The 23,309-nt window shown below is 65.6% G+C and carries 23 protein-coding genes and 1 pseudogene; 13 read left to right on the forward strand and 11 right to left on the reverse strand.

The window, feature by feature from the left end:
• Positions 1–629: 629 nt before the first annotated feature.
• From AC1DDO_RS16390 to AC1DDO_RS16400, 3 genes are all read right to left on the reverse strand, one after another.
• On the reverse strand, positions 630–1,073 hold the full coding sequence (locus tag AC1DDO_RS16390) for a hypothetical protein (RefSeq protein ID WP_476972246.1): 444 nt from the start codon (positions 1,071–1,073) through the stop codon (positions 630–632).
• 528 nt (positions 1,074–1,601) lie between these two features.
• Positions 1,602–1,748, reverse strand: a complete 147-nt coding sequence (locus AC1DDO_RS16395; RefSeq protein ID WP_476919758.1) for a lmo0937 family membrane protein — start codon at positions 1,746–1,748, stop codon at positions 1,602–1,604.
• Positions 1,749–1,977: 229 nt separating this feature from the next.
• Positions 1,978–2,118, reverse strand: a complete 141-nt coding sequence (locus AC1DDO_RS16400) for a hypothetical protein (RefSeq protein ID WP_476972247.1) — start codon at positions 2,116–2,118, stop codon at positions 1,978–1,980.
• Positions 2,119–2,866: 748 nt separating this feature from the next.
• On the opposite strand from AC1DDO_RS16400, the gene AC1DDO_RS16405 reads away from it, so the two are divergent.
• The 3 genes from AC1DDO_RS16405 (at position 2,867) to AC1DDO_RS16415 (ending at position 5,155) form a co-directional block, all read left to right on the forward strand.
• Positions 2,867–3,295, forward strand: a complete 429-nt coding sequence (locus AC1DDO_RS16405) for a hypothetical protein (RefSeq protein WP_476972248.1) — start codon at positions 2,867–2,869, stop codon at positions 3,293–3,295.
• A gap of 24 nt (positions 3,296–3,319) precedes the next feature.
• Positions 3,320–4,207 (forward strand): response regulator, encoded by an 888-nt coding sequence (locus tag AC1DDO_RS16410; protein ID WP_476972249.1) that lies wholly within the window; start codon positions 3,320–3,322, stop codon positions 4,205–4,207.
• 204 nt (positions 4,208–4,411) lie between these two features.
• Positions 4,412–5,155: a Clp protease N-terminal domain-containing protein gene (locus AC1DDO_RS16415; protein WP_476972250.1), complete on the forward strand. Its 744-nt coding sequence runs from the start codon at positions 4,412–4,414 to the stop codon at positions 5,153–5,155.
• A gap of 720 nt (positions 5,156–5,875) precedes the next feature.
• Here AC1DDO_RS16415 and AC1DDO_RS16420 read toward each other — a convergent pair.
• Complete coding sequence (locus AC1DDO_RS16420; RefSeq protein WP_476972251.1) at positions 5,876–6,286, reverse strand: hypothetical protein; 411 nt, start codon at positions 6,284–6,286, stop codon at positions 5,876–5,878.
• Positions 6,287–6,541: 255 nt separating this feature from the next.
• Between AC1DDO_RS16420 and AC1DDO_RS16425 the strand changes: the two genes are divergently transcribed.
• On the forward strand, positions 6,542–7,519 hold the full coding sequence (locus AC1DDO_RS16425) for an MIP/aquaporin family protein (protein WP_476972252.1): 978 nt from the start codon (positions 6,542–6,544) through the stop codon (positions 7,517–7,519).
• Positions 7,520–7,633: 114 nt separating this feature from the next.
• Here the strand turns inward: AC1DDO_RS16425 and AC1DDO_RS16430 are convergent, their stop codons facing one another.
• Both AC1DDO_RS16430 and AC1DDO_RS16435 read right to left on the reverse strand, forming a co-directional pair.
• The gene (locus tag AC1DDO_RS16430; protein ID WP_476972396.1) at positions 7,634–7,846 is read right to left on the reverse strand and encodes an SRPBCC domain-containing protein; all 213 of its coding nucleotides are present in this window, start codon (positions 7,844–7,846) and stop codon (positions 7,634–7,636) included.
• A 71-nt stretch (positions 7,847–7,917) separates the two neighbouring features.
• Entirely contained in the window at positions 7,918–9,102 is a 1,185-nt protein-coding gene (locus AC1DDO_RS16435; RefSeq protein ID WP_476972253.1) for an FAD-dependent monooxygenase, read from the reverse strand.
• A 98-nt stretch (positions 9,103–9,200) separates the two neighbouring features.
• Here AC1DDO_RS16435 and AC1DDO_RS16440 point away from each other — a divergent pair, with 98 nt between their 5' ends.
• Positions 9,201–9,605: a VOC family protein gene (locus AC1DDO_RS16440; protein WP_476972254.1), complete on the forward strand. Its 405-nt coding sequence runs from the start codon at positions 9,201–9,203 to the stop codon at positions 9,603–9,605.
• Between the two features lie 313 nt (positions 9,606–9,918).
• Here AC1DDO_RS16440 and AC1DDO_RS16445 read toward each other — a convergent pair whose 3' ends face one another.
• From AC1DDO_RS16445 to AC1DDO_RS16455, 3 genes are all read right to left on the reverse strand, one after another.
• A complete protein-coding gene (locus AC1DDO_RS16445; RefSeq protein WP_476972255.1) occupies positions 9,919–11,001 on the reverse strand; it encodes a DUF1648 domain-containing protein in 1,083 nt (360 codons plus the stop codon).
• Positions 10,998–11,390, reverse strand: coding sequence for a GntR family transcriptional regulator (locus AC1DDO_RS16450; RefSeq protein WP_476972256.1), 393 nt, complete (start codon positions 11,388–11,390; stop codon positions 10,998–11,000). The genes AC1DDO_RS16445 and AC1DDO_RS16450 overlap by 4 nt, the downstream gene beginning before the upstream one ends.
• Before the next feature lie 631 nt (positions 11,391–12,021).
• Positions 12,022–12,636 (reverse strand): hypothetical protein, encoded by a 615-nt coding sequence (locus tag AC1DDO_RS16455; RefSeq protein WP_441410668.1) that lies wholly within the window; start codon positions 12,634–12,636, stop codon positions 12,022–12,024.
• A 574-nt stretch (positions 12,637–13,210) separates the two neighbouring features.
• On the opposite strand from AC1DDO_RS16455, the pseudogene AC1DDO_RS16460 reads away from it, so the two are divergent.
• Both AC1DDO_RS16460 and AC1DDO_RS16465 read left to right on the forward strand, forming a co-directional pair.
• Positions 13,211–13,404: pseudogene (locus AC1DDO_RS16460) on the forward strand (IS110 family transposase); the annotation flags it as partial.
• A 370-nt stretch (positions 13,405–13,774) separates the two neighbouring features.
• The gene (locus AC1DDO_RS16465) at positions 13,775–14,794 is read left to right on the forward strand and encodes an SDR family oxidoreductase (protein WP_476972257.1); all 1,020 of its coding nucleotides are present in this window, start codon (positions 13,775–13,777) and stop codon (positions 14,792–14,794) included.
• A 71-nt stretch (positions 14,795–14,865) separates the two neighbouring features.
• Here AC1DDO_RS16465 and AC1DDO_RS16470 read toward each other — a convergent pair whose 3' ends face one another.
• The gene (locus tag AC1DDO_RS16470; protein WP_476972258.1) at positions 14,866–15,003 is read right to left on the reverse strand and encodes a hypothetical protein; all 138 of its coding nucleotides are present in this window, start codon (positions 15,001–15,003) and stop codon (positions 14,866–14,868) included.
• Between the two features lie 148 nt (positions 15,004–15,151).
• Entirely contained in the window at positions 15,152–15,637 is a 486-nt protein-coding gene (locus tag AC1DDO_RS16475) for a MarR family winged helix-turn-helix transcriptional regulator (protein ID WP_476972259.1), read from the reverse strand.
• An 84-nt stretch (positions 15,638–15,721) separates the two neighbouring features.
• On the opposite strand from AC1DDO_RS16475, the gene AC1DDO_RS16480 reads away from it, so the two are divergent.
• The 6 genes from AC1DDO_RS16480 to AC1DDO_RS16505 all read left to right on the forward strand — a co-directional run bounded on the left by AC1DDO_RS16480 (position 15,722) and on the right by AC1DDO_RS16505 (position 23,215).
• Positions 15,722–16,177 (forward strand): hypothetical protein, encoded by a 456-nt coding sequence (locus AC1DDO_RS16480; protein WP_476972260.1) that lies wholly within the window; start codon positions 15,722–15,724, stop codon positions 16,175–16,177.
• On the forward strand, positions 16,174–16,824 hold the full coding sequence (locus AC1DDO_RS16485; RefSeq protein ID WP_476972261.1) for a gluconate 2-dehydrogenase subunit 3 family protein: 651 nt from the start codon (positions 16,174–16,176) through the stop codon (positions 16,822–16,824). Before AC1DDO_RS16480 ends, AC1DDO_RS16485 begins: the two co-directional genes overlap by 4 nt.
• Entirely contained in the window at positions 16,821–18,458 is a 1,638-nt protein-coding gene (locus AC1DDO_RS16490) for a GMC family oxidoreductase (RefSeq protein WP_476972262.1), read from the forward strand. Before AC1DDO_RS16485 ends, AC1DDO_RS16490 begins: the two co-directional genes overlap by 4 nt.
• Before the next feature lie 2 nt (positions 18,459–18,460).
• A complete protein-coding gene (locus AC1DDO_RS16495) occupies positions 18,461–20,254 on the forward strand; it encodes a thiamine pyrophosphate-requiring protein (protein WP_476972263.1) in 1,794 nt (597 codons plus the stop codon).
• 5 nt (positions 20,255–20,259) lie between these two features.
• Positions 20,260–21,366, forward strand: coding sequence for an enolase C-terminal domain-like protein (locus tag AC1DDO_RS16500; RefSeq protein ID WP_476972264.1), 1,107 nt, complete (start codon positions 20,260–20,262; stop codon positions 21,364–21,366).
• Positions 21,367–21,448: 82 nt separating this feature from the next.
• The gene (locus AC1DDO_RS16505) at positions 21,449–23,215 is read left to right on the forward strand and encodes a glycoside hydrolase family 15 protein (RefSeq protein ID WP_476972265.1); all 1,767 of its coding nucleotides are present in this window, start codon (positions 21,449–21,451) and stop codon (positions 23,213–23,215) included.
• Positions 23,216–23,309 lie beyond the last annotated feature (94 nt).

The following is a 23,309-nucleotide window of genomic DNA, read 5'->3' on the forward strand; positions in this document are numbered from 1 at the left end:
GCCGGCGCGGTTTGTACAGAGTCCGGCAGTTCCGTGAGTACGGATATGACAGAGTGACAGACTTACGCGGTTCGGAAGTAGCTCGCCGGGACTGCATGGTCGGCGCCTGAAGGGGGTAATCACTGACTCTGTGACTCACGTACAGACAGACTCCCGGAGTTCGTGACTTCCGGGGTCCGGAGTGTCAGGGTCCAGGGTGGGCCGCGGTTCCCAGCAGGACCTCTGAATGACGGATGTTCGATGGCCGACTCCAATACCGTCCGCTTAGGGCATTTGCGTCAGGCTGGAGTCTGCCGCGACATTGCCTGACACTCTGCCGGCAAGGTCTAAGGGGTAACCCTGACACTCGCTGCGGGGGAGCACGCAGGCAGCACCTGGCGATTGTTGCGGTCCCGGGGCGAACGCCGTGTACCGCGCCGGAATCACTGCCTCGGGCCGCGCTCCCGCCGATGTGCCGTCCGTCCTTCGTAATACCCGGCGACGTTTTGACTTGCACTTCTCCGGATTTATGGTTAATGAGTCCCCGCCACACCTCCCCCAAGTGGCGGCGTGGCCAGCAGTGAATGCCCCCGTACCGATCCCCCAACCGGTACGGGGGCATTTTGCGTCCTGCTATGTGCGGCCCGCGTTCACGATGGCCGGGCAGTTCTGCCGGTGCCAGGGCGCCCCGGCCGTGCCGGTGCAGCTGATGGGCGGGTTCCCGTGAGTTGTCGACGGGAGCCCGCCGGAGTGCAGGCGGGGTGAAGGCCGGCAGCCGAGCCGGAGCCCAGAACATCGCGGAGCGACGTGAGGGCGGCATCGGCGTTGCGCAGGTGTATGGCGTCGGCGGTCCCGAGCGGGGCCAGGCGGCGGGTCAGGAGACCCAAGGCGGCAAAGATGTTGTCCAGGCCGGAAAGGGCGCGGACCATCCCGGCCAGGTCTGAGGGCGGGGGAGCGGCTGCGTAGAGAAGGATTCTGCGGCAAAGCCGCGTGCAGGCTTTCGCGTCGTCGATGCGGAAGGCCCGGATCATCGACGAACCGACGGCCGCGGCGCTGGTAAAGGCTAGCGCCAGATCTGGATCGATCGGGTCCATAACCACATTGTGGTCGCCTCGCTGTCTGGAATGCCAGTCACTCCCGTAACACAAGCGTCGGGTCGTGTGGAACCTGCGCGTGTCGCCGTCTCTGACGCATCCAGTATGGAGGGTGCGCCGCGCGGCGTAGAGCGGTTCGCCCTTGCGGTCGCGGTGCCCACAGGTGGCCTGTTGGACGTGGCATCGAGCACCCGTCTGGCATCTCAAATAGGATCGACTAATGAGACACCGCGGCCGCTCTCCCGGAGGCGCCAGGAGTTCCCGGCACCACAAGGGCCGCCGCTGTCTCGAAATGCCGTCCAACAAAAGACGGTCTCACAACAGCGAATTGTTCGGGATTGAGAGAATACGGGAGAGTTGCCGGCTGTGATCGGATACCCGAGTTCTCATGCTTACTCCTTCGGCGGTCAGAGGCCCATGGAAGCCCCTTCAAGGCGACTAGTCAATCGACCGTTGTTGACGCTGGATGCTCTTCCGGCACCTGCGGACTGCCCTACAATTCGGCGGCGGCGGGAACATAGTTCGTATTTACAAGCGGGACCTGCCGCGGAGGAAGTGGACGATCAGAACGACCACGGCAATTACCAGAAGCAGGTGAATGAACCCGCCGCCGATGCCTCCGAGCAGGCCGAGAAGCCAGAGAACAGCGATAATGATGGCTATCCAAAGCAACATGAGAGTCTCCCTTGTTTGTCTGCGGATGGAAATGCTGATTCTGCCCTGGCCGGTCTGCGAATTTTGGCGCGCGGCGTTCCCTGAAAAGGGCTCGGGCAGATTCGGTCTGGATCCCCGTGCCGCCCGCACCCGCGCCGGGCCGGTCCGGCGTAGGGCGGGCTGACGTGTCCGGTTAGACGTCAGGAGATTTTTCCTTGGCCGGAGGGTGTTCTCCGGCCAGGTGGTGTGCTTATTTGAGATGGCGTGCGAGCTTTTCCTCAGCTGCAGCGCGCCGTTGCCCGATGGTGCGCATCTGGTGTGTGGTCAGGTCCTCGCGGCGCGTCCACGGGGCGGGGCGTTGTGTCGGCCCGGGATCGGTGGGTTCGCTCATGACCGCATCGTCGCACACGATCTTTCTGGGCAAAAGGCACAATTTTGCAACGTCGTGGGAGCGCCGGCGTTCCCTGACGGATCGAGGGAATCGGCCCGGGCTCTAGGCAGCCGGAGCCGCTGCCGGGCCGTTTCCTTCCGCGGGTTTCCGGCCGATGGGGGTGGCTCCGTCGTCGACGTTTCTTTGGATCTCCTGGGGAGCGTTGCGAGGGGGAGTTCCCGGTGGAGGATGTAGTCGCAGGCAGCGGGGCCGGTCATCGCCAGCCCGGTGCACAGGCCGCGGTGGCGGTCGGGCTGGATGTTCGCTGCGCGCAGCCCGGCTCTGAAAGTTCTGGCTGCCGGGCACATAGAGAATTTAGGATGCCGGGCTGCGACTGTCAATGGGAACGTACGCTTTGACCTCGATGCGCATCATGGACCGGCCGGGACTGTCTGCAGGGGCCTTGAGGGCGTTCCCTTGTCCCTGGAACCTGGCAGCAAGCAATGACGTAGGCCTGGTCCGGTGGGTGAATTTACAGGGGGCAATGGTTTGTATCGGTCAACGGTTCCAAATGGGCCCCGGAGCCTGGCTCGTCCCGCGGTTCCGGACGGGTGGGCTGACCCAGCGGGCGGCGGTGCAGGGATGGCCCCCTCGGCTGGCCGATTCCTTGTCAGTGTCAGGACCGGGAGTTAGCCTGATTCACGGGGGCACGACGAGTGAAGCGGGGCCGCTGGATGTGGGCCAGCTTTCCCGGACAAAGGAGTCTGTCATGTCTACCGTTTCCCATCCGCGCAAACCGGGGCCGTCCAGCGGGTCCCAGGGGCAGCGGCTCTGGTGCGCTCAATGCCAGACGGATGAGTACCTGATCATCGAATCCATCGACACCCTCCGGCCACCGCGCATGGGGCTGGTCGACGTCGCGTACACCTGCGTTGAATGTGACTTCTTTTACGCCCACACCGCCTCGGTGGGGGATGTTGCTGTGGTCCTGAACCGGCCGGGCCAACGATCCGGGGTGCTGCAGTTCGGCGGCAACTACCTGCACTGCGGGGAACCGATGACAATGACCGGATCCCAGCAGCGCAGCATCCACGCCACGCTCTCAACGGAACTGACCGGTGAAGGCCCCCTGGAGGTGTACCTGCGCACCAGGGTCCTGCACTGCAGCTGCGGGTTCCAAATGGAGATACCCGACTGACACCCTGGGGCTAGGGAAGGAGCAATGATGGCTGACCCGGAACTCCGTCCGTGCACCGCTTTTGTCGGTCGGGGGGTATACCTGCTGGACGATCACGAGGTCGTGAGGCGGGGGCTGCGCCAGCTGCTGGAGTTCGATGGTCTCGGCATCGCCGGGGAATCCGGATCCGCGCGCGAAGCGGTCCGGCGGATCCCTGCCCTTCGCCCGGAGCTGGTCATTATTGATGATGACCTTCCGGACGGTTCCGGTGCCGAGGTGTGCCGTGCCGTTGCCGTGGCGGACCCGCGGATCCGGTGTGTGCTGATGACCGAGGAGGGCGGCGAGGCCGTGCTGATCGACGCCATTCTGGCAGGCGCGTGGGGATGCCTGTCCAAAGACGATGAGGGCAGCGAACAGCTCAGACTCATCCGACGGGCCCTGGCCGGGCACACCGCGTACAGCGGCCGGTTTTACCCGGCGATCGTGGCCCCGTTCTTCCTGCTCCATCCACAGCGCCCGGATGAGAATCTCCTGACTCTCACGAAACAGGAAATGACTGCCGCGATCGGCCTGGGGAAAGGACTGAGCAACCGCCAAATCAGCAAGGAGATGTTTCTGGCAGAAAAAACCGTGAAGAACATGGTCTCGACCATCCTGACGAAACTCGGCACCGCGACCAGGACGCAGGCCGCCCTGCTTGTCACCGCAACCCTCGACCACTCCGAAAACCCCTCCGACGGAGGCTACCGGTCCAGCCAATTCCCGGACCTGATCCCCGAAGTCACGGCAGCACTGTTGAATTGCACCAGCGAGGCCGGCACCGCGCCACCCACGGACCAGAAGCGGGCAACGGACGCCGCCCGGCTCGCCGCCGCCCTTATGGCGGCCCGGACCGGGCTGGGAGTCAGGCGTCCTCAACAGAGCAGCACTTAAGAGTCCGGAGCGGAGATTCCCCCGGCTCTCCAAACCTGATGGACCCGGAGAGCCTCCGTGGTGTCCGGGACGGCCGCCAAGCTCGAGGCCCAACGGCGGCTCGCTGAAGGGGCGCACGGGGACATGGACGGAACCGGTGAACGTACCGGGGGGCGGCGTCAACCCAAGGTTGACTTCACAGTCGCGTCAACTTAGCATTGACGCATGACAGATCCCATCCGCATGACGAACGCTGTCCGGCTCGACGATCTCATCGAGGCGATTAAAAAGGTGCATACCGACGCCCTCGAGCAGTTGTCCGACGCGGTCATTGCCGGGGACCATCTGGGCGACGTGGCCGACCATCTGATCGGTCATTTCGTGGACCAGGCGCGGCGTTCGGGTGCGTCCTGGTCGGACATCGGCAGGAGCATGGGGGTCAGCAAGCAGGCCGTCCAGAAGCGTTTCGTCCCGAAAGGCTCTGCTGAACCGCTGGATTTGGAGCCGAGCCAGGGCTTCAGTCGGTTCACGCCCAGGGCCAGGAACGTGGTGACGGCGTCCCAAAATGAAGCCCGTGCCGCAGGCAATGATGAAATCGGCCCCGCACACCTGGTGCTGGGGCTGCTGGCCGAGCCCGAGGGCCTGGGGGCCCGGGCCATCAGTGCGCAGGGAGTCTCCCCGGACGCCGTCCGTCAGGCCGCCCACGCCGCCCTGCCGCCGGCGGCCGACCGCGTGCCCGACCTCATCCCCTACAGCGGGCAGGCGCGGAAGGTTCTGGAACTGACCTTCCGGCAGGCCCTGCGGCTGGGGCATAACTACATCGGGACCGAGCACATCCTGCTCGCGCTGCTGGAACTCGAAGCCGGCACCGGTGTGCTCGCCGGCCTGGGAATCGACAAAGCGACAGCCGAAGCGGCCGTCACCACTGCCCTGGCCGCAATCCGTGGCGAACACGAACGAAGCGACTGAACGCATGCCAAGATCCGGTAGGTCATGGGCGGCCGACCGAAAGCTGGCCGTCAGGCATTCGTAGTTTCAGGGCCCTAGGACTCTTACCGTTACTCTTGCCCGGACCTAGGTATTGATATGCCGCAGCGGGTTCCCCCCCGATGGGCGGGTGCGGTGATGGTTGGCCCGGGTGCCGTTGGAACTCGCCCGGGCCGCCTCCGCGCCGCGGGTGCGCGATGCGGCGGGGGTCCTGGGGTGCGCCCGTGGGCTTTGAACCCTCGTCCCGAGGATTAAGAGTTCACTGCTCTGCCAACGGAGCTACGGGTGTGGGGAAGGTTGCCCGCCGTGTGCTCGTTCCTTGTGTGGGGCCGACGCAGGCTGCGTTGTTTAGGAGGCGCGCGTCAGCTGTCGTTTGCACGGTTCTGTGTCGCACGTGAGGGACGGCAACGGTCAGCTCCCGCGCTCCCCGGAAGAGCAGGCGTGCCTCAATCCGTGGCTGGCTGAAGCACCGGTGGGTCACGCGGTGCTGCCGGCCACGCCATCCCTCTGGAATCGGCGAGGCAAAGAATGCGCCGCTCCTCGGGTGAGCGGCCGACCAGCTTCCCACCCTGGCTGCTGGCGGGGGGAGTCAGTGACCAGCCGTGCCGTTGACAGCGGCACCGAATATTGCGTCAGCCTGGGGGTTTCACTACTGGTAGTCGACGGCGCTCCCGGCCTGTCCTGCGGGATGCAGGTGCCGGACTATTCCTGAGTATCTGTCCCGGTGCCAGTGTCGGTGTCGGTATCGGTATGCGGCTTGCGGACGGGATTCACGGAACCGCTCGCTCCGTAGTTGCCCTCTGAATACTGACCGATTTCAGATTCAGCGGTGCGGCCAGGGGTCGAGCCGGCGTCGCCGAAGTTGGCTTTCACGTAGCGCCCCGATTCCTTGGCCTTGTCTCCGAGGGGTTCGGGCAGTCCGCCTTCGCTGCCGGCCGCACCGTAGTCCCCTTCGATGTATTGGCCTTCCTCGTCGTCCGCATGGCGGCCGCTTTGCGCTCCGGCCTTGCCGTAGTTGCCTTCGACGTACCGGCCGCGCAGGTCTGGTCCTTCTGGCTTCTTCTCCGGGCCTGCCTCATCCGGCGTGCCTTCGATGCTGCTGTTGTCGGTCACGTTGGTGCCTTTCCCGAAACGAAATCTGTGTCTTTGCGGCGCAATCCAAGCCCGCCGTGGGCCGCGCTCCCCGACAGAATCCGCCTCCGCGCCTGCCAGGGCTTGCCGGGAAGGGACGGCAGGGGCGGGCCCGAGGTGCTGCCCGCGGCGGATAGATCTTAGACCGTTGCCTACGGACACTATCGGCGTAGCATGAATCTACTGGGGTTGTCAAATGTCGGTTGGTAGATCAGATGACTCGAGGAGGCACTCGCGATGAGCGATATCAGTCCACTAAGAAATGCAGTCCGTCATGGCAGCGGCCTTAAGCAGCTGGGCGGCACTTGGGGTGAACTTCTTGCAGAGTTTCTCGGCACTTTTGTGCTGATCTCTTTCGGCGACGGCGTTGTGGCCATGGCAGTCGCCGCTTTGCCGGGATCCGGCCGGGCCGCTACATCGACGACGATCTTCATGGCCGCCGGAGACTGGCTGTTGATCACCTGGGGATGGGCCCTGGCGGTGACGATGGCCATCTACGTTGCCGGTGGCGTCAGCGGCGCACACATCAATCCGGCAGTGACCCTGGCGTTCGCGGTCCGGCGTAAGTTTCCCTGGGGCAAAGTGGGGCCGTATATCGTCGCCCAGGTTCTGGGCGCCTTCGCCGGCGCCGCGATGGTGTACCTGCTGTATCACGACGCCATCGATGCCTATAACCAGGCCGTCGGGACCGGGCGTGCAGATCCGAAGGGGCTTGCCAGCTACTCCATTTTCGCCACCTTCCCGGCACCCTACTTCAACGGCAGCCCCGTGGGGCCGCTGGTCGACCAGATTGTCGGCACGGCCTTCCTCCTCATGTTCGTGGTGGCCATCATCGACATGCGCAATACCGCGGTCCAGGCGAACCTGGGTCCGTTCATGATCGGGCTGGCCGTTGCAGCCATCGGCATGTCGATCGGCGCGAACGCCGGCTATGCCATCAACCCGGCCCGTGACTTCGGGCCACGTCTGTTCGCCTGGCTGGCCGGATGGGGGCAGACGGCGCTGCCGGGCACCGTGGACGGGGCCTTCAGCTGGTATTTCTGGGTGCCGATCGTCGGGCCCTTCATCGGCGCAGTGATCGGCGTGCTGATCTACGACTGGTTCATCGGCGACGTCCTGCATGCACGCATCAGGCTGCAGGAATCCACGCCTCCGGGCCGGGCAGGCGGAGAGACACCTCCGGCGACCGAAACGAAAAGGACGGCCGAAACATAGGCGATTAAGGATCCTCAGAGACGGGCGACACAGGGAGATTTGCTCCTCCGATTCAGAGGCGCTGGCTCGGGCCGGGCGTGGCGGGCGTGCAACCACAATGGCAGGCCATTTTCATCAGGTTCGACTACCCCGCACTGGCGGATACCCACTCCTCGGTCTGCGCAGCGTTTCCGTCAGCTTCTTGAGTATCTGTCCGTGCCAGCCGCCGCTCATGATGCGGTGAGCTATCACGTGACTGGGCTCCTTCGGGTCGAACCCTTCGTGAATGAGGATCAGCCGCGTGCCGGCGCCTTCGGGAATCAGAGACCACGTCACCGCGCTGTTCAGGTCGTTGCCTGCTCTGCGGGTCTTTCATGCGGCTTCCCACTAATGGTCACTGGGGATGGCGTGGGTCGGGCTTATTTTGCAATTCTGCCAACGATCTGGCGGGCCACCAGTCGGTCGATTCCTGGCAAATGGGTTGCCCGTATGATCCACCGACGCAGGAGGCGCTGGGCCCGGTTCGCGGGGAGGAACGAGGACGCGGTGTGTCTCCCGGCGGCTTGAGCCTCCTCGACCACGGGTCGCCAGCGTCGCTCGAACTCAGTCAGGGCCGGACTGATCCCCTCAGGTGACGCCACAGGTCCGAGGATGTCCCCCAGCAGCGCGGCACCGGCGATGGCGAGCGAGCCGCCCTGACCCGCGAGGAGCGACACGGCCCCGCAAGCGTCCCCGACGAGGACGGTCCGCCCCCTCTGCCAGCCCGGCATGATGATTTGTGCGACGACATCGTCGTAGGGATGCTCGGGGCACAGTTCCAGCAGCCGGTCGACCGCGTGGCCGAGCCCGGCGAACTCGCGGCGCAGCCGCTCCCGCGGGCTCCCGGACGGCTGGTGGCCTGTCGCGCCTATGGCGTCCCGGTAGACCATGAAGGCCGCCACCTCGTCCGTGCGGAGGCTGTAGAGCCCGGCCATCCGGTCGATGCTGTCGGTGAGGACGAACCGGTTCCGGAAGCGGGCATTCAGGATCGGTTCGGTCACGATGAATGCGGCAGCACGCATGCCCAGGGCGCGCAGGTACGCCTCGTCGGGGCCGAAGACCCGGGCGCGCACTCCGGAATGGATGCCATCAGCGCCGACGAGGACGTCCGCGGCGAGCGTATCCGTCGAACCGTCGACGGCGACCCGCACGCCGTCGTCATCACCCCATACCCGGGAAACCGGCGCCCCGTAACAGACCCGCACCCGGCCCGGGGCCACGTCATCGAGCGCGGCGAGGGCTGCGCACTCCATGTCGGGACGCAGCAAGCTCAGGACCTTCCCGCCGGCAAGCCGGGCGAACTGGTCGTAATCGAGGCTGCACGTCGGGCGGCCTTCTGCGTCCACATACTCGGCCGCCTCGACATGGTAGGCCACCGCTGCGAGCCGCGGGTAGAGGCCGATTCTTTCCGCCGCCTCGACTCCCGGACCGAAGAAGTCCATCATGTAGCCATCGGGACGCGGAGCGGCCGATTTCTCGAGGAGCTCGACGTCCCAGCCGGCCAAACCGAGCTGGCGGGCCGCGACGAGCCCCGCTATGCCCGCCCCGACAACCACAGCCTTCATGTCCTGCCCCGAACGATCGTAGGCGTGTCTGATATTCGGCGCGTTGACAGGCCGCGAGGTGGCGCGTATTTCTGAGTGCAGAGCAAGGAGGTCTCCTTATGGCCACCGTAAGCGTGCGCTACATCGTCGATGATGTCGATACAGCCATCAATTTTTACCGCGAACATTTGGCATTCACGCTCGTCATGCATCCGGCCCCGCCTTTTGCCATGCTCGAGCGCGGTGATTTGCGGCTGCTGCTCAGCGCCCCGAGCGGCCAGGGCGGAGGAGGGCAGAGCATGCCCGACGGCACCAGGCCCGCGCCGGGTGGGTGGAATCGATTCGCGCTGGAGGTGTCTGACCTCGCGGCAACCGTGCGGACCCTCCACGATGCAGGCGTGCAGTTCCGCAATGACATCGTGACGGGCATGGGCGGAAATCAGGTACTGATCGAAGACCCCTCGGGCAATCCGATCGAACTATTCGAACCGACGATTCCCGAGGCGCGGCTCGCGACATCCTGATCCCAATGTCGGTGGGCCCACACAGCCATAGTCGTGCCCTTCGTCCGAAGGGAATGAGGCATCAAGTCATTAGGCGTACGCCGGGCATGCAGGACACGGGGTCCCGAACGTCCGCAACCGTTGCTGCGAGCAGACGGTAGTTGGCTCCATTGAGGGTCGCCGGGGGCGAGCCGGGACCCTGGTCAGGCGGCCTGTGAACGCCGCCCCGCCCGCACTCCCGGCACATGGGAAAGCCCCTCGAGGCAGGGGCTTTCGCGGTTACCGATAGACGTTGAGGAGGGACATAAGCCCACTCGCGAGGCCACGATGGGTGTCAGCCGTCAAAACGGAGGCTGATCGCCAGGCCGATCAGCGCGGCCGCACCGGCCAGGAGCATCGCTGCCCTGGGATTGCCGAAGTTGAGCGTCCATCCCAGACCGAACCGGCGCGGAACGACCAGCGCGTGGTCTTCGCGGTTGATGTAAAAGAGGCCACCGCGCCAGTGCTTGTCATCGTCCCGGTGGATCAGGCCGGTGTCTTCCTCGGCGTCGTTCCGCTCCCGGTTGTTCCTGGCCAGGATGACGACGGCCACCACGGCAGCGGTCAGGATCGGGAGCACGATCACCAGCGGCGCCCACGGTGTGACCGTTCCGGTCCACATCAGCAGCGATGATCCCAGCATTCCCAGGTCGATCATCGCGGTCAGCCCGAGCAGCGCCTTGGCACCCAGTGACATGTACCGGCGGTACCAGCGCGCGGAGGTAACGGGGTGTGCCGGGTCGAGATCGGGCCGGCTGCGGACGATGGCCGCCGCGATACCCGCGAGCAGCGCGGTCACGCCGATCTGCACGAACACCAGTGAGAAGGCGGCGCCGATCGACTTGGCGACCACGCGGTTGGGCACCCCGTTCGCGTCGTAGTGCACCGCGAGCGTCCCAGGCATCGATGGGTAGCTGATCACGCCGATCACTACCGTGGCGGCCGTGATGATCAGTGCCGGGGCCAGCCAGAGCCAAGGAAACCGCGGTGGATTGGTCCGCAGTTCGGTGTCCACCGCGATGCCCTGGTGCAGGCCCTGGTACCAGCCCCCGGCGGCCTTGGCGGCCCGGATCTCGTGGTTGGCCAGGAAGAAGCAGCCGTACCAGACGGCGTCGAGCACCAGCACCGACAGCGGCAACACCAACGTTGCGCCGGTCACGGCGAAGATGAGCACGCCGGCCGCGGCGGTGGCGATTCCACCGAGGAGTACCCGCCAGCGGTAGATGCTGGTCTGCCGGACCACCGTCGGGTCCCCGGCATGCTGGGGCGGTACCCGGACCCCGAAGGGCACGGCGGGGCTGGTGATCGAGGGCAGCACCAAGGCGATCACGAGCACGAGTGCCAGCACCGCGGAGCTCAGGATGATGGCAACGGTCATGGCGTGTCCTCTGGCTTCTTGGCATCAAATGACTCGACTATCGCCCGGCAGGTCGCGAGAACCTCGTCGGCCGGCAGGCCTCTGGCGACGGCCTCGGCAAGCAGGGTCCGCGCCCTCGCGGTCCACTCGGTGGCGAACGGCGGATCCGCGACCGTCGGGGTCACCACCGCACCGGTCTTGCGGTTGAGCCGGATCAGGCCTTCCTGGCGCAGGAGGTCGTAGGCCTTGTTCACGGTGTGGAAGTTGATGCCGAAGTCGGCCGCGACCGTCCTGGTGGCCGGCAAGGTGCTGCCCTCGGCAAGCGCGCCTTCGGCGATCGCCTCCACGATCTGGTCCCGGAGCTGCTGATAGATCGGTATCTCCCTGGCCAGGTCGACGTTGAGGATCATCCTTCCCACCTCCCACGGTTGTTCTATTAGTTATAGAACAACCGGCGGCCTCTGGGAACGCCGAGAAGTATCCCGGCATCTGTGTTTCTCTGTGACCTTAAGATCACCATCGACAAGCTGCCTGACTAGAGCGGTGTTACCTCGGAGCGCGACAGGTTATCTGGGAGCTGAACGCAAGAACGTCAAAGTCCCGCTCCTGAAAGCGCGGAACCGATGCGCGCACTCGCCCATGGTCGGGGTTGTCACTTGTCAGATGCAAGTGTGCTCGCAGCTCAGGGTCAAAGCCGGTGGCACCGGTACGCCATCGCGCCATCAGCAGTATCAACCCACACATAAAGCCACGAGCCGGTCGGGCGGACATTCCCCTGGCGAACTGTTATCAACCGTTTCTCAAATCGCTCCATCGACTGAGGATAAAGCCCTTCATTTTCCCTGAACCAGCTGTCCGTATGCCGGTCGATCACCGTGCCCAGGAACGCGCCGCTACGTTCCGTGCAGGTGCTGGCTTGTGACTCGCAGCGATAAATGGCGGTCTTTTCGCAGCGCTATTTTGTCACCCCGCAGATCCTTGAAAAGCTTGTTCGTTCTTCTTGTTCGGTGCTCTCGTCAGGACCGCGTCGTTGCCCCTCGGTTACCCGGGGCGGCCCGACCGACTGCCTGCACGCTCCTGGCGAACCGCGCTCACGGCGCGCACGGCAACTACGGCGGCCACGATCAACACGGCCGCGGCCAAGGCCGTGCCCGGTCCACCCAGCCGCCCGGTGACGGCACGGGGAAACCCGTGTGCGGGCTGGCCGGTGCTGCCACCTGTGACCTCGTTGTCCGTCACCTCCCATTCGGCAGGGGAGGGGAAGATACCGGCCGGAAGCCTCTGCTGTCGGAGACGCCGACGTGAGGCAAGCCTGCGCCGCACTTTCTCATTCGGAGCGGGCATTACGCCGTCCGCTGCCACCGCTGCGGGGAGGTCCACGATGTAGGGCTCACCGTAATAGGCCGCCGAAGCCACCGAGTCCAGCCAGATGCCGGGCGGGGGTTCCACCCCGCGGCGCGAGAACGCAGCCAGGAGCATCTGCTGGATCTCACCCAGGCTCTTGCCCCGGGCGACCTGCGTGACTTCGAAAATGGCCAGCTGGAGCTGCACCTTCTCATCCGCTGCCGGGTCTTTGGCGCTCGGAGCCTCTTCAACGGGGTCGGTGTTAAGTGGCCCGGTCTTGGGTGTGCCCGCGTTGCGCGAGTCGGGGCTCATGGGGTTCCTTTCTGTCATGTTGGGTCCAACTGCCCTTCGAATTTGCCCGTCCGCGGGCATCGACGGTACTTGCTCGCCGCCCGGTAACTTGACCCGGAAGCCCGTGCGGCGGGGCTGGGACGGTGCTGTTCCGAGTCACCTCTACCGGACTGGGTCCGACCGAACGCGGCCTGGTTATCCGCGAAACGAGGACGAGACAAGGGGCAGGTGTGTCTATCGTGGCGCAATTCCGTCGGTTTGTCGTCGGCGTTGACACTCATGCCATAACCACTTCCACGCCATCACCGCCGCAAGTTACGAACCGCTCAAGACTCTCTCGCGTTGACCGTCGTCCGAAGGGTCCGCGAGGGGCCGGGGTCTTTTTGCCTTGGCGGAAGCCGTTGCCGCGGCGATCTCCGAGCTTGGGAGCCGGAGTGCAGGCCACGGTCGTTGCTCCGGAGACAGGAAATTCCCGATTTGTGGTTCGACCGGGTGGGGCGTTGGAGCCCGGCCGCCCCGCCTCACACCGGCCGTGATCCGGACCAAACACCGGACCCCCGCGGGACTCCGGCAGGAGCCCCGGCAACCTCCACCGCCCCGCGGCTACGACCGGCAGCTCCTGCGGGTTTTCTACCGGTCGGATCTCTCGGCCCTGAAGAGCTGCCCGCCTCCCGGACCTACTACGACCGAAAGCGCGCCGAAGGCAAGACCCACACCCAGACCATGCTCTCCCTGGCCCGGCGCCGCCTCAACCTTTTCTGGGCCGTGCTCCGCGACGGCACCACCTACATCCGAGTTCCCGCAGGCGGGCTCTATGGCCACCTGACGACACGGGCCTGCGGAGCTCCACTCGTGCCGAATCGGTCGTCCACGGAACCCTCTCCAGGAGTGTCTGGATAACGGTTGATCCGGGGTTCCTGGTCGTGACGCATGCTTTGCAATAGTGCAGAGTCGCCAGCATGCGGAAGGGCCATGTCGACGAGAACGACCCAAGGGCCGCCACAGTCAGGTATTTTCCTGAGATCCATAAGCCTGCATACTGTTGCGGTTACGCAATGATTCCCGTTAGATTGAAGACTTAGTGGGGGACACGGCTCGGCGCCCGTGCAGGAAGGGCGGGAAGCTGACGCGATTGCTGACACTCTAAGGAGTCACCCTCATGGACAAGGCCCGGCGTATCGTCGCTATTACCGGATCCAGTGGCGGAATCGGGCGCGCATCGGCGGTTGCCTTTGGCCGTCAAGGCGCCACCGTTGCCTTGCTTGCCCGTGGCGAGGCAGGTCTGGCCGGGGCCGCGCAGGAGGTGGAGGCCGCCGGCGGCCGCGCGTGGACTTTGAGCGTCGATGTCGCCGACGCCGATGCTGTGGATGCTGCCGCCGAGCGAATTGAGCGCGAGTTGGGGCCCATCGACGTCTGGGTCAACGTTGCCTTCACTTCGGTTTTCTCCCCCTTTTCGGAAATTTCCGCAGCTGAGTTCGCACGCGTGACCGAGGTCAGCTACCTCGGTTACGTCTACGGAACCATGTCGGCCTTGAAGCGCATGCGGCCGCGAAACCGCGGCGTCATAGTGCAGGTCGGCTCGGCCCTGGCCTACCGGGGCATCCCGTTGCAAACCGCCTACTGCGGCGCGAAACATGCTATCCAGGGTTTCAATGAATCGCTGCGGTGTGAACTGCTGCATGAGTCGAGCGGGATCCACACCACGATGGTGCAAATGCCGGCGGTCAACACGCCCCAGTTTTCCTGGGTCCTGTCCCGCCTCCCGCGACAGGCGCAGCCCGTGCCGCCGATTTACCAGCCGGAGCTGGCCGCCCGGGCGGTCGTGTACGCGGCGGAGCATCCACAGCGTCGGGAGTACTGGGTCGGCGGCAGCACTGCGGGGACACTCATCGCGAACGCCGTCGCCCCAGGCCTGCTCGACCGCTACCTGGCCAAGACAGGCTTCAACGCCCAGCAGACCGCGGAACCCCGCCATCCCGACCAGCCCAAGAATCTCTGGGAACCTGCCGACAAACGGAAGGATTTCGGGACGCGCGGCATTTTTGATTCCAGGGCCTCCAACCGCAGCGCGCAGCTGTGGGCCTCCCAGCACCATGCAGCGGTGGGCGCGGCCGCAGCCGGGCTCCTCGCCTCCGTGGCCGTCGCGGGCCGCGCGCTTTTGCGGTCGGCGAACCGGTGAAGCCGCTGGAATTGGTCCGGGCGGCGTACGGCATGTGCGAGCTGTTGGCACCGGATTATGTTTCCGGCCGGCTACTGGGTGAGATACCGGACGGCAGGACCCGGGTAGTGATCCGGATTCTGGGCGCACGGCACCTGGTTCAGGCGGTGCTGACTGTCCGCGGCGGCCGCTCTGCCCACCTTGTCGGAGGCAGCGTGGATGCGGTCCATGCCGCGAGTATGGCCGGTGTCGCCGCGTTGGATAGCCGTCATCGGAGGTGTGCGGCAGTCAGCGCGGCCCTTGCGTTGGTCTTCGCGGCGGGGGAATTCGGATGATCTTCGTCAGCGGTATTGCTTCCGCGCCTGGCAGCGGCGCCGGTCACCTGTGCAGATCGATGGTGAACCTGCCGTCTTCGGTGCCTTCGCCGCCGTCCGCCGCGGCAAACGCGTCCATTCCCAGCGCCGTGGCGCCGCGCAACTCGTTTGTCATCCGTCCCATCACCGCGGCAACGGCGTTCCGCCGGTGCTCCAGAACGGTGTTGACCAGCGACGCGCCATCAGGGGTCAGGGACAACACCACGTACCGCCGGTCCGCGGGATCATCGCGTCGCGCGATCAGCCCGGCGCTGACCAGCCGGTCGCAGGTGCGGGTGGCGTTGGACGGGTGGACCCCCAGTTCCGTGGCTACCGCACCGAGATTTTGCGGTCCGCGCGAGGCAATCATTACCAGCACACGCAGTTGGGGGCTGGTGACAATGTCTTCGACTTCGACAACTGACTGGGCCACGACACGCAGCAGCACGTTCGCGGCCCTAAGGACCGCATCGATTTGGGCGTCGGCGCGGTCGTCGCTGTTTCTTTCCACGCACCCCAGTATTACCCCGGTGCTTGCGGAGCAGCAAAGTTTGCCCTGCGGCACGTATTTTTCCTGATTGCGGAGGAGCACACCATGAAGCATGCACCCGAAAGGGAGATGACCCATCTCGTTGATCGCCTGGTCCGCAACGTGAAAACGGGCAAATTCGAACGGTCTCTTTCCGGGCTCACCGCAGCGGGGGCCTTGGTGACAGCGGCAGAAATCTACTTCGAACATGACAAAGCCAGCTTCGGGAACAAGTGGATGTGGCTGCCCGTGGCACTTGGTCCGGTGGTCGCCGCGGCCGGGGTTGCAGGGGTCTTCAGCCGCCGGATGGCCAAAACTGCATTGCCGATCGCCAGTGCCGCGATAGTGGCCAATGGGCTGCAGGGAACCTATCTGCATGCCCGAGGAGTAGCTAAAAAACCGGGTGGGTTCTCCAATCTGCGCTACAACCTGGAGATGGGGCCGCCGCTGCTTGCGCCGCTACTGGTGACCTTGGTCGGCGGCATGGGGCTGCTGGCTTCCGTTCTCAGGCGGGAGCGATGAGCCGGCTTCCCCTGGATAGCGGCGACGGTGGTGGCCGGTACCCGGGGTTCAGCACGCTCGCCCAGTCCGGCCATTGGGACCGGGCAACCGCGGGCGTGGTCCTGGGCCGGCTGGCGCCACCCGCCGACATCCGGTTCTTCACCCCGGCCGAAGAGGCGACTGCCAGGGCACTCTTTGACCAACTCCTTGACCAGCATGCCGAGCCCCGCGTCCCGGTGGTGAACTTCGTCGACGCGCGCCTGGCCGAGAACCAGACAGACGGCTGGCGTTTCGAGGACATGCCTGAAGACGGACAGGCCTGGCACGAATCGCTGTCGGCGCTAGACCGTTCGGCGGAGGAGGCGTTCAACCAGACGTTCGCCAACTGCAACGACGACCGGCAGGCCGACCTGCTCCGGACCGTCAGGGACCTGGGCGCTGCGTCATGGCAGGGCCTGCCGGCCGGACGCGTGTGGGGGCTGTGGACCCGCTACGCGTGCACGGCCTTTTACTCACATCCGTGGGCGTGGGACGAGATCGGATTCGGGGGACCCGCGTACCCCCGCGGGTATAAAAATGTGGGACTCAACCGGCTGGAACCGTTCGAAGTGGCCGATACCAGACCCACGGAGGACCCCGTGGCGCTGGACGGTGGAACCCGGAGGTGAGCCACGTGCGGAGCGTGCGGAGCCGTAATGAATCCGCGTGGCTGCTGCCGGCCGGCCCGGGCAGCAACCACCGGCTGCGCGATGACATGCGCGTGTTCGATGACCGTGACGAAGTGGACATCGTTATCGTGGGGTGCGGAGCGGGCGGCTCAACCATGCTGCAACGGCTGGCCCGCGCGGGATGGCGGGCGGTCGCCCTCGATGCTGGCCCGTTCTGGGACCCTGAGCGTGACTGGGTGAGTGACGAGGCCGGCTCGCATCACCTGTATTGGACCGATCCGCGCGTGATCGGCGGCGATGACCCCGTGCCCCTCGGATCGAACAACTCAGGCCGCGGGGTGGGCGGTTCCATGGTGCACTACGCCGGATACACCCCCCGGTTCCACCCCAGCGACTTCCACACCTTCGCCACGGACGGCGTCGGCGCCGACTGGCCCCTGGACTACCCGGATCTGCGTCCCTTTTATGAGGCCATCGAAGGGGAACTCCCGGTAGCCGGAGAACCCTGGCCGTGGGGCGATCCGCACCGGTATCCGCACCGGCCGCACCCCGTCTCGGGCAACGGCGAGCTCTTCCTCCGCGGCGCACGCGCCTGCGGGATCACGGCCAAGGTCGGTCCGGTCGCGATCGCCAACGGCCGCTTCGGCAACCGGCCACACTGCATTTACCGGGGCTTTTGCCTTCAAGGCTGCAAGGTGAACGCGAAGGCCTCGCCCCTGATAACCCACATTCCGGACGCACTCGCCCACGGCGCCGAAGTGCGGGCCGATTCGATGGTGACCCGCATCGGCTTCGACGAAAAGTCCGGCAGGGCCACCGGGGTCCACTACGTCCGGCACGGGCGGGAACGGTTCCAGCGTGCGCGGATGGTGGCCGTCGCCGGATATTCGATCGAAACACCGCGTCTCCTGCTGAATTCGACCTCAGCGAGATTCCCGCAGGGTATGTGCAACGACTTCGACCAGGTCGGCCGGTACGTGATGGTCCAGGGCGCCCCGCAAACGGCGGGCCGGTTCGACGCGGAGGTACGCATGTGGAAGGCTCCGCCGCCGGAAGTCAGCACTGAGGACTTCTATGAAACGGACCCCACCAAGCCCTACAAGCGCGGATTCTCCATTCAGACCGTTTCGCCGCTGCCCATCACCTGGGCCGAGCACGTCGCCGCCCAGGGACATTGGGGAGCGGACTTGCGCCGCTATATGAGCGACTTTCCGCATTGGGCCTGCCTGGGCGCGCTGTGCGAATTTCTTCCGCTGGAAGGAAACCGTGTCACCTTGGCGGAGGAAAAAGACCGGACCGGGCTGCCGGTTGCCCGGTTCAGCTACAGCCAATGCGAGAACGACCGGCAACTGATGGGCGCCGCGCAGGATGTCATGGAGAAGATCCTGAAAGCTGCCGGCGCGGACGAAGTCATGACCATCAAACGCTTCGCCCATCTGGTGGGCGGGGCGCGGATGGCTGCCGACGAACGCCATGGCGTGGTCGACCAGATGTGCCGCAGCTTCGCCGTCCCGAACCTGTTCATCACCGACGGCAGCGTGTTGCCGACCCAGGGAAGCGCGAACCCGGCGCTGACCATCATGGCAGTGGCGGCCCGCGCCGCCGAACAACTGAGCACTGGAAGGGAAAACTGATCATGGCATCACAGACAGTTGCTGACTATTTGCTGGCCCGGCTCCGTGAATGGGGCGTCGACAAAGTTTTTGCTTTTCCGGGGGACGGCATCAACGGGTTGCTCGCTGCCTTTGGGAAAGCCGGCAACGAACCGAAATTCATTCAGGCCCGACACGAAGAAATGAGTGCCTTCGAAGCCGTCGGCTATGCCAAGTTCTCCGGCAAGGTCGGGGTCTGCATGGCCACCTCCGGCCCGGGCGCGATCCACCTGCTCAACGGGCTGTACGACGCGAAACTGGACCACGTGCCGGTGGTGGCGATCGTTGGCCAGACAGCCCGCAGCGCGATGGGAGGCTCCTACCAGCAAGAAGTGGATCTGCTGAGCCTCTTCAAGGACGTGGCCTCCGAGTACCTCCAGATGGTCACGGTCCCCGAGCAGCTCCCCAACGTCCTGGACCGGGCCGTACGGATAGCCCTGGCAAGGAAGGCCCCGACGGCGGTCATCATCCCGTCCGATGTCCAGGAACTGGAGTACACGCCACCGACGCACGCCTTCAAGATGGTTCCTTCCAGCCTCGGCATCCGTTGGCCTGAAATCCAGCCCAACGACGACGCGATTCGCGGCGCGGCCCAGCTGCTCAACGAGGGAAGCAAAGTGGCGATGCTGATTGGCCGGGGGGCCCGTGGCGCGGCCGCGGAGGTCCGCCAGGTCGCGGAATTGCTGGGCGCAGGCGTTGCCAAGGCGCTGCTCGGCAAGGACTCCCTGCCGGACGATCTTCCCTATGTGACCGGATCAATCGGCCTGCTCGGAACCCGCCCCAGCTACGAAATGATGCGCGACTGCGACACCCTTCTGACCATCGGATCAAGTTTCCCCTACACGCAGTTCATGCCGGAAGAAGGGCAGGCGCGCGGTGTCCAGATCGACATCGACCCAGGCATGATCGGACTGCGGTACCCCTACGAATTCAACATCGTCGCCGATTCCGCCACCGCCCTGCGGGCGTTGATTCCGCATCTGCAGCGGAAGCAGAACCAGTCCTGGCGCGCAGACCTGGAAACGAAAATCACCCGGTGGTGGGAGACCATGCGCGCCGAGGCCATGGTCGAAGCCAGCCCCATCAACCCCATGCGGCTCTTCTCCGAGCTCTCCGACCGGCTGCCTGACGACGCAATCCTCACAGCAGACTCCGGATCCGCGGCCAACTGGTACGCCCGGCAACTGAAGTTTCACGGCCACATCCGCGGCTCCCTGTCCGGCAACCTGGCCACCATGGGACCGGCGGTACCCTACGCCATCGGAGCAAAATTCGCCCACCCCGCACGTCCTGTGATCGCCTTCGCCGGGGACGGCGCCATGCAGATGAACGGCATGGCCGAGCTCATCACCATCCAGCGCTACTGGCGCGAGTGGACTGATCCCAGGGTCATCGTTGCGATCCTGCACAACGATGACCTGAACCAGGTGACCTGGGAAATGCGGGCCATGGGAGGGGCCCCGGCGTTCCGTGAATCCCAAGCCCTTCCCGACGTCGACTACGCGGCTTTCACGTCCAGCCTCGGGCTGCAGGGCATCAGCGTGGGGTCCCCCGACGAACTCGGGGACGCATGGGAGAAGGCACTCGCAGCGGACCGGCCGACCGTTCTGGATGTGCGCACAGACCCGGACATCCCGCCAATCCCGCCCCACGCCACCCTGGAACAGGCACTCAACAGCGCAAAAGCGGTCATGAAGGGCGACGACAGCGGCTGGGGCATCATCAAAGAAGGCGTCAAAGCCAAGGCCCAGGAGTTCCTCCCGCACAAGAAGGATTGACCGTCATGGCCGGCTCAAGCCTTCAGCTGGGACGTCTTGACGTCTCGGCCTACACGGTGCCGACCAGCGCGCCGGAGGGCGACGGAACCTTGGCGTGGGACGCCACCACCATCGTCCTGGTCCAGGCCGTGGCCGGCAGCTGGACCGGCATCGGCTGGACCTTCGCGCCGGGGACCTGCGCGGCGCTGATCAAGGAGACCCTGGAACCGGCCGTTACCGGGCTCAACTGTTTCGACGTTCCTGCAGCGGCCGAAGCCATGGCCCGGGCGGTGCGCAACACTCCACGCCCCGGACTGGCCGGCTACGCGATCTCCGCCGTCGACTGCGCGCTCTGGGACCTCAAGGCACGGATCCTCGGCCTTCCCCTGCACCGGCTCCTCGGGGCGGCGCGGGCGGAGGTGGAGATTTACGGCAGCGGCGGGTTCACCACCTATTCAGAGGCCCAGCTCCGACGCCAGCTGGAGGGCTGGACCGGCCAGCAACAGATCCCGCGGGTCAAGATCAAAATCGGCGAGGACCGCGGCGCGAACACGGCCCGCGACCTCCTCCGGATCCGTCAGGCACGGGACACTGTCGGGCCGCACGTTCAGCTCTTCGTCGACGCCAACGGCGCCTACACGGCCAAGCAAGCCGTTCGGGTTTTCGACGCCGCGGCAGAGCAAGATCTGACGTGGTTCGAAGAACCGGTATCCAGCGATCACCTTGAGGGGCTTCGCCAGGTCCGGCAGTCTGTCACGGCGGACGTCGCAGCCGGCGAATACGGTACGACCCTGTTCTATTTCCAGCAGATGTGCGGCGCCGGCGCCGTTGACTGCCTTCAAGTGGATGTGAGCCGCTGCGGGGGAATCACGGAGTGGTTCCGGGCCGCCGCGGTAGCCGCGGCCCACGGCCTGGAAGTCTCCGGGCACTGTACACCGAACCAGACGGTCCCCGCGGCTGCAAGCACCCGCAATTTCCGACACTTGGAGTGGTTCCACGACCACGTCCGGATCGAGGAGATGTTCTTCGACGGGACGCCCGATCCACAAGGAGGCAGCGTTCGGCCCAGCGACGACCGGCCCGGCAACGGACTCATTTTCCGGGCCCTGGACGCCGAACCCTACCGAATCTAGGCCATAGACCAGAAGGAGCCAGTTTGAAACACTCAGCTTTTCAGGGACGCACGCATGCCGGTATGGGTCGGGCGGACACCTGATGACACCAGCCCAGCCCGACGGCGGAGGAGTCTTCTTCCCGCCCCAGGTTCTGCGCGACTATGCCCTGCTGGCGGACGGTGAACGGGGCGCGGTGATCGGCCCGCGCGGTGACGTTGTCTGGCTGTGTGCCCCGCAATGGGATGACCCCGCCGTGTTCTCGTCCCTGGTGGGCGGCGCCGGGGCATTTTCCGTGACACCCCTGAACCCGCGCTATGTGTGGGGAGGGCACTACGACGACGGCACACTGATCTGGAACAGTCGCTGGGTCACCACGGACGGCATCGTCGAATGCCGCGAGGCCCTCGCGATGCCGGGGGACCCCGCCCTGGCGGTGCTGATGCGTCATATCCGGGTCATCTCGGGCACCGCGCCGGTCCGGGTCCTTCTCCATCCCCGGCCGGGCTTCGGCCGGTGCCGGGTGGACCTTTCCAACGGCGGGGACGGTGTGTGGTCAGGTGAGGGCGGCGGACTGCACCTTCGCGTCAGCGGGATGGGCCGGGCAAACGCGAACGATGGCGTGCTGCAACAGGATGTTCAGCTTAGGCCCGGGGAGGAACACCACGTCGTGATGGAGCTTTCCACCGGGCCGCTGCCGGCCCGGCCGCCCGTCCCTGCGGATCTCTGGACGGCCACCGGGCGCGCCTGGGCCACGACGGTACCTGCAATGAACGGGACTGTTGCCCCTGCCGACGCCCGCCGGGCTTACGCGGTCATGCGCGGGATGACGGGCGCAACCGGTGCCATGGCCGCAGCCGCCACCATGGGCCTGCCGGAGCGTGACGAGGCAAAACGCAACTACGACTACCGCTACGCCTGGATCCGGGATCAATGCATTGCCGGCCAGGCCGCCGGTGCCGGCGGAGCCACCGGCCTCCTCGACAGTGCGGTGCATTTCGTCAGCGAACGGTTGCTGGCGGACGGAACCAGCCTCAAACCCGCTTACACCGTCCGCGGCGGCAGGGTCCCGGACGAGCACACACTCGACCTTCCGGGTTACCCGGGCGGGACGGACAAGGTCGGCAACTGGGTAAACGGGCAATTCCAGCTGGACAGTCTCGGCGAGGCCCTGCTGCTTTTCGCCACCGCCGCCCGCCATGACCACCTCGACAACAGGCACTGGCATGCCGTGGAGCAGGCGGTGGTGGCCATAGGGGAGAAGTGGGCCGAGGCGGATGCCGGCATCTGGGAACTCGAGAACGAACGGTGGACCCATTCACGGCTGATGTGCGTCGCCGGCCTCAAAGCCGTCTCCCGGTATGCCCCCGCCACCCAGGCCTCTGCCTGGGGACCACTGGCAGACAGGATTCTGGCACATACCGCCGACACGTGCACGCACCCCAGCGGCAGATGGCAACGATCGGCCGACGACGAGAGGATCGACGCGGCACTGCTTCTTCCCGCCATCCGCGGAGCCGTCCCCACGCGCGACGGCCGCTCCCTCGCCACCGCGGCGGCCGTGAGGAAAGAACTCCTCGACGATGGATACGTTTACAGGTTCAGGCACGGGCCAGGCCCCCTGGCGGACGCCGAAGGCGCCTTCCTCCTGTGCGGCTTCTTCCTGGCCCTGACCGAACATGAGCAGGGCAACACCACAGACGCATTCAGACTCTTTGAACGCAACCGGGCCGCCTGCGGTTCCCCGGGACTGTTCACCGAAGAATACGACGTCGAACAGCGCCAGCTGCGCGGCAACTTCCCCCAGGCTTTCGTCCATGCCGCCATGCTCGAAACAGCTCACCGCCTCGCCCGGCCAGCGGCACCATGACGACAGTTAACACACCCTCTTGCAGGAGGACACCGCCACTGACCATACGGAGGCCGAGATATTTCGACGAAAACTGAGACCAGCCGCAAGCGAC

The organism is Arthrobacter sp. 10N43, from assembly GCF_056394525.1.

Coding starts and splice junctions, on each gene's coding strand:
- AC1DDO_RS16480 (WP_476972260.1), top strand. CDS start 15,722: ATGAAGCATGCACCCGAAAGGGAGATGACCCATCTCGTTGATCGCCTG.
- AC1DDO_RS16425 (WP_476972252.1), top strand. CDS start 6,542: ATGAGCGATATCAGTCCACTAAGAAATGCAGTCCGTCATGGCAGCGGC.
- AC1DDO_RS16440 (WP_476972254.1), top strand. CDS start 9,201: ATGGCCACCGTAAGCGTGCGCTACATCGTCGATGATGTCGATACAGCC.
- AC1DDO_RS16495 (WP_476972263.1), top strand. CDS start 18,461: ATGGCATCACAGACAGTTGCTGACTATTTGCTGGCCCGGCTCCGTGAA.
- AC1DDO_RS16435 (WP_476972253.1), bottom strand. CDS start 9,102: ATGAAGGCTGTGGTTGTCGGGGCGGGCATAGCGGGGCTCGTCGCGGCC.
- AC1DDO_RS16470 (WP_476972258.1), bottom strand. CDS start 15,003: ATGGACCGCATCCACGCTGCCTCCGACAAGGTGGGCAGAGCGGCCGCC.
- AC1DDO_RS16450 (WP_476972256.1), bottom strand. CDS start 11,390: ATGATCCTCAACGTCGACCTGGCCAGGGAGATACCGATCTATCAGCAG.
- AC1DDO_RS16465 (WP_476972257.1), top strand. CDS start 13,775: ATGGACAAGGCCCGGCGTATCGTCGCTATTACCGGATCCAGTGGCGGA.
- AC1DDO_RS16405 (WP_476972248.1), top strand. CDS start 2,867: ATGTCTACCGTTTCCCATCCGCGCAAACCGGGGCCGTCCAGCGGGTCC.
- AC1DDO_RS16390 (WP_476972246.1), bottom strand. CDS start 1,073: ATGGACCCGATCGATCCAGATCTGGCGCTAGCCTTTACCAGCGCCGCG.
- AC1DDO_RS16505 (WP_476972265.1), top strand. CDS start 21,449: ATGACACCAGCCCAGCCCGACGGCGGAGGAGTCTTCTTCCCGCCCCAG.
- AC1DDO_RS16500 (WP_476972264.1), top strand. CDS start 20,260: ATGGCCGGCTCAAGCCTTCAGCTGGGACGTCTTGACGTCTCGGCCTAC.
- AC1DDO_RS16410 (WP_476972249.1), top strand. CDS start 3,320: ATGATGGCTGACCCGGAACTCCGTCCGTGCACCGCTTTTGTCGGTCGG.
- AC1DDO_RS16445 (WP_476972255.1), bottom strand. CDS start 11,001: ATGACCGTTGCCATCATCCTGAGCTCCGCGGTGCTGGCACTCGTGCTC.
- AC1DDO_RS16485 (WP_476972261.1), top strand. CDS start 16,174: ATGAGCCGGCTTCCCCTGGATAGCGGCGACGGTGGTGGCCGGTACCCG.
- AC1DDO_RS16415 (WP_476972250.1), top strand. CDS start 4,412: ATGACAGATCCCATCCGCATGACGAACGCTGTCCGGCTCGACGATCTC.
- AC1DDO_RS16455 (WP_441410668.1), bottom strand. CDS start 12,636: ATGAGCCCCGACTCGCGCAACGCGGGCACACCCAAGACCGGGCCACTT.
- AC1DDO_RS16400 (WP_476972247.1), bottom strand. CDS start 2,118: ATGAGCGAACCCACCGATCCCGGGCCGACACAACGCCCCGCCCCGTGG.
- AC1DDO_RS16395 (WP_476919758.1), bottom strand. CDS start 1,748: ATGTTGCTTTGGATAGCCATCATTATCGCTGTTCTCTGGCTTCTCGGC.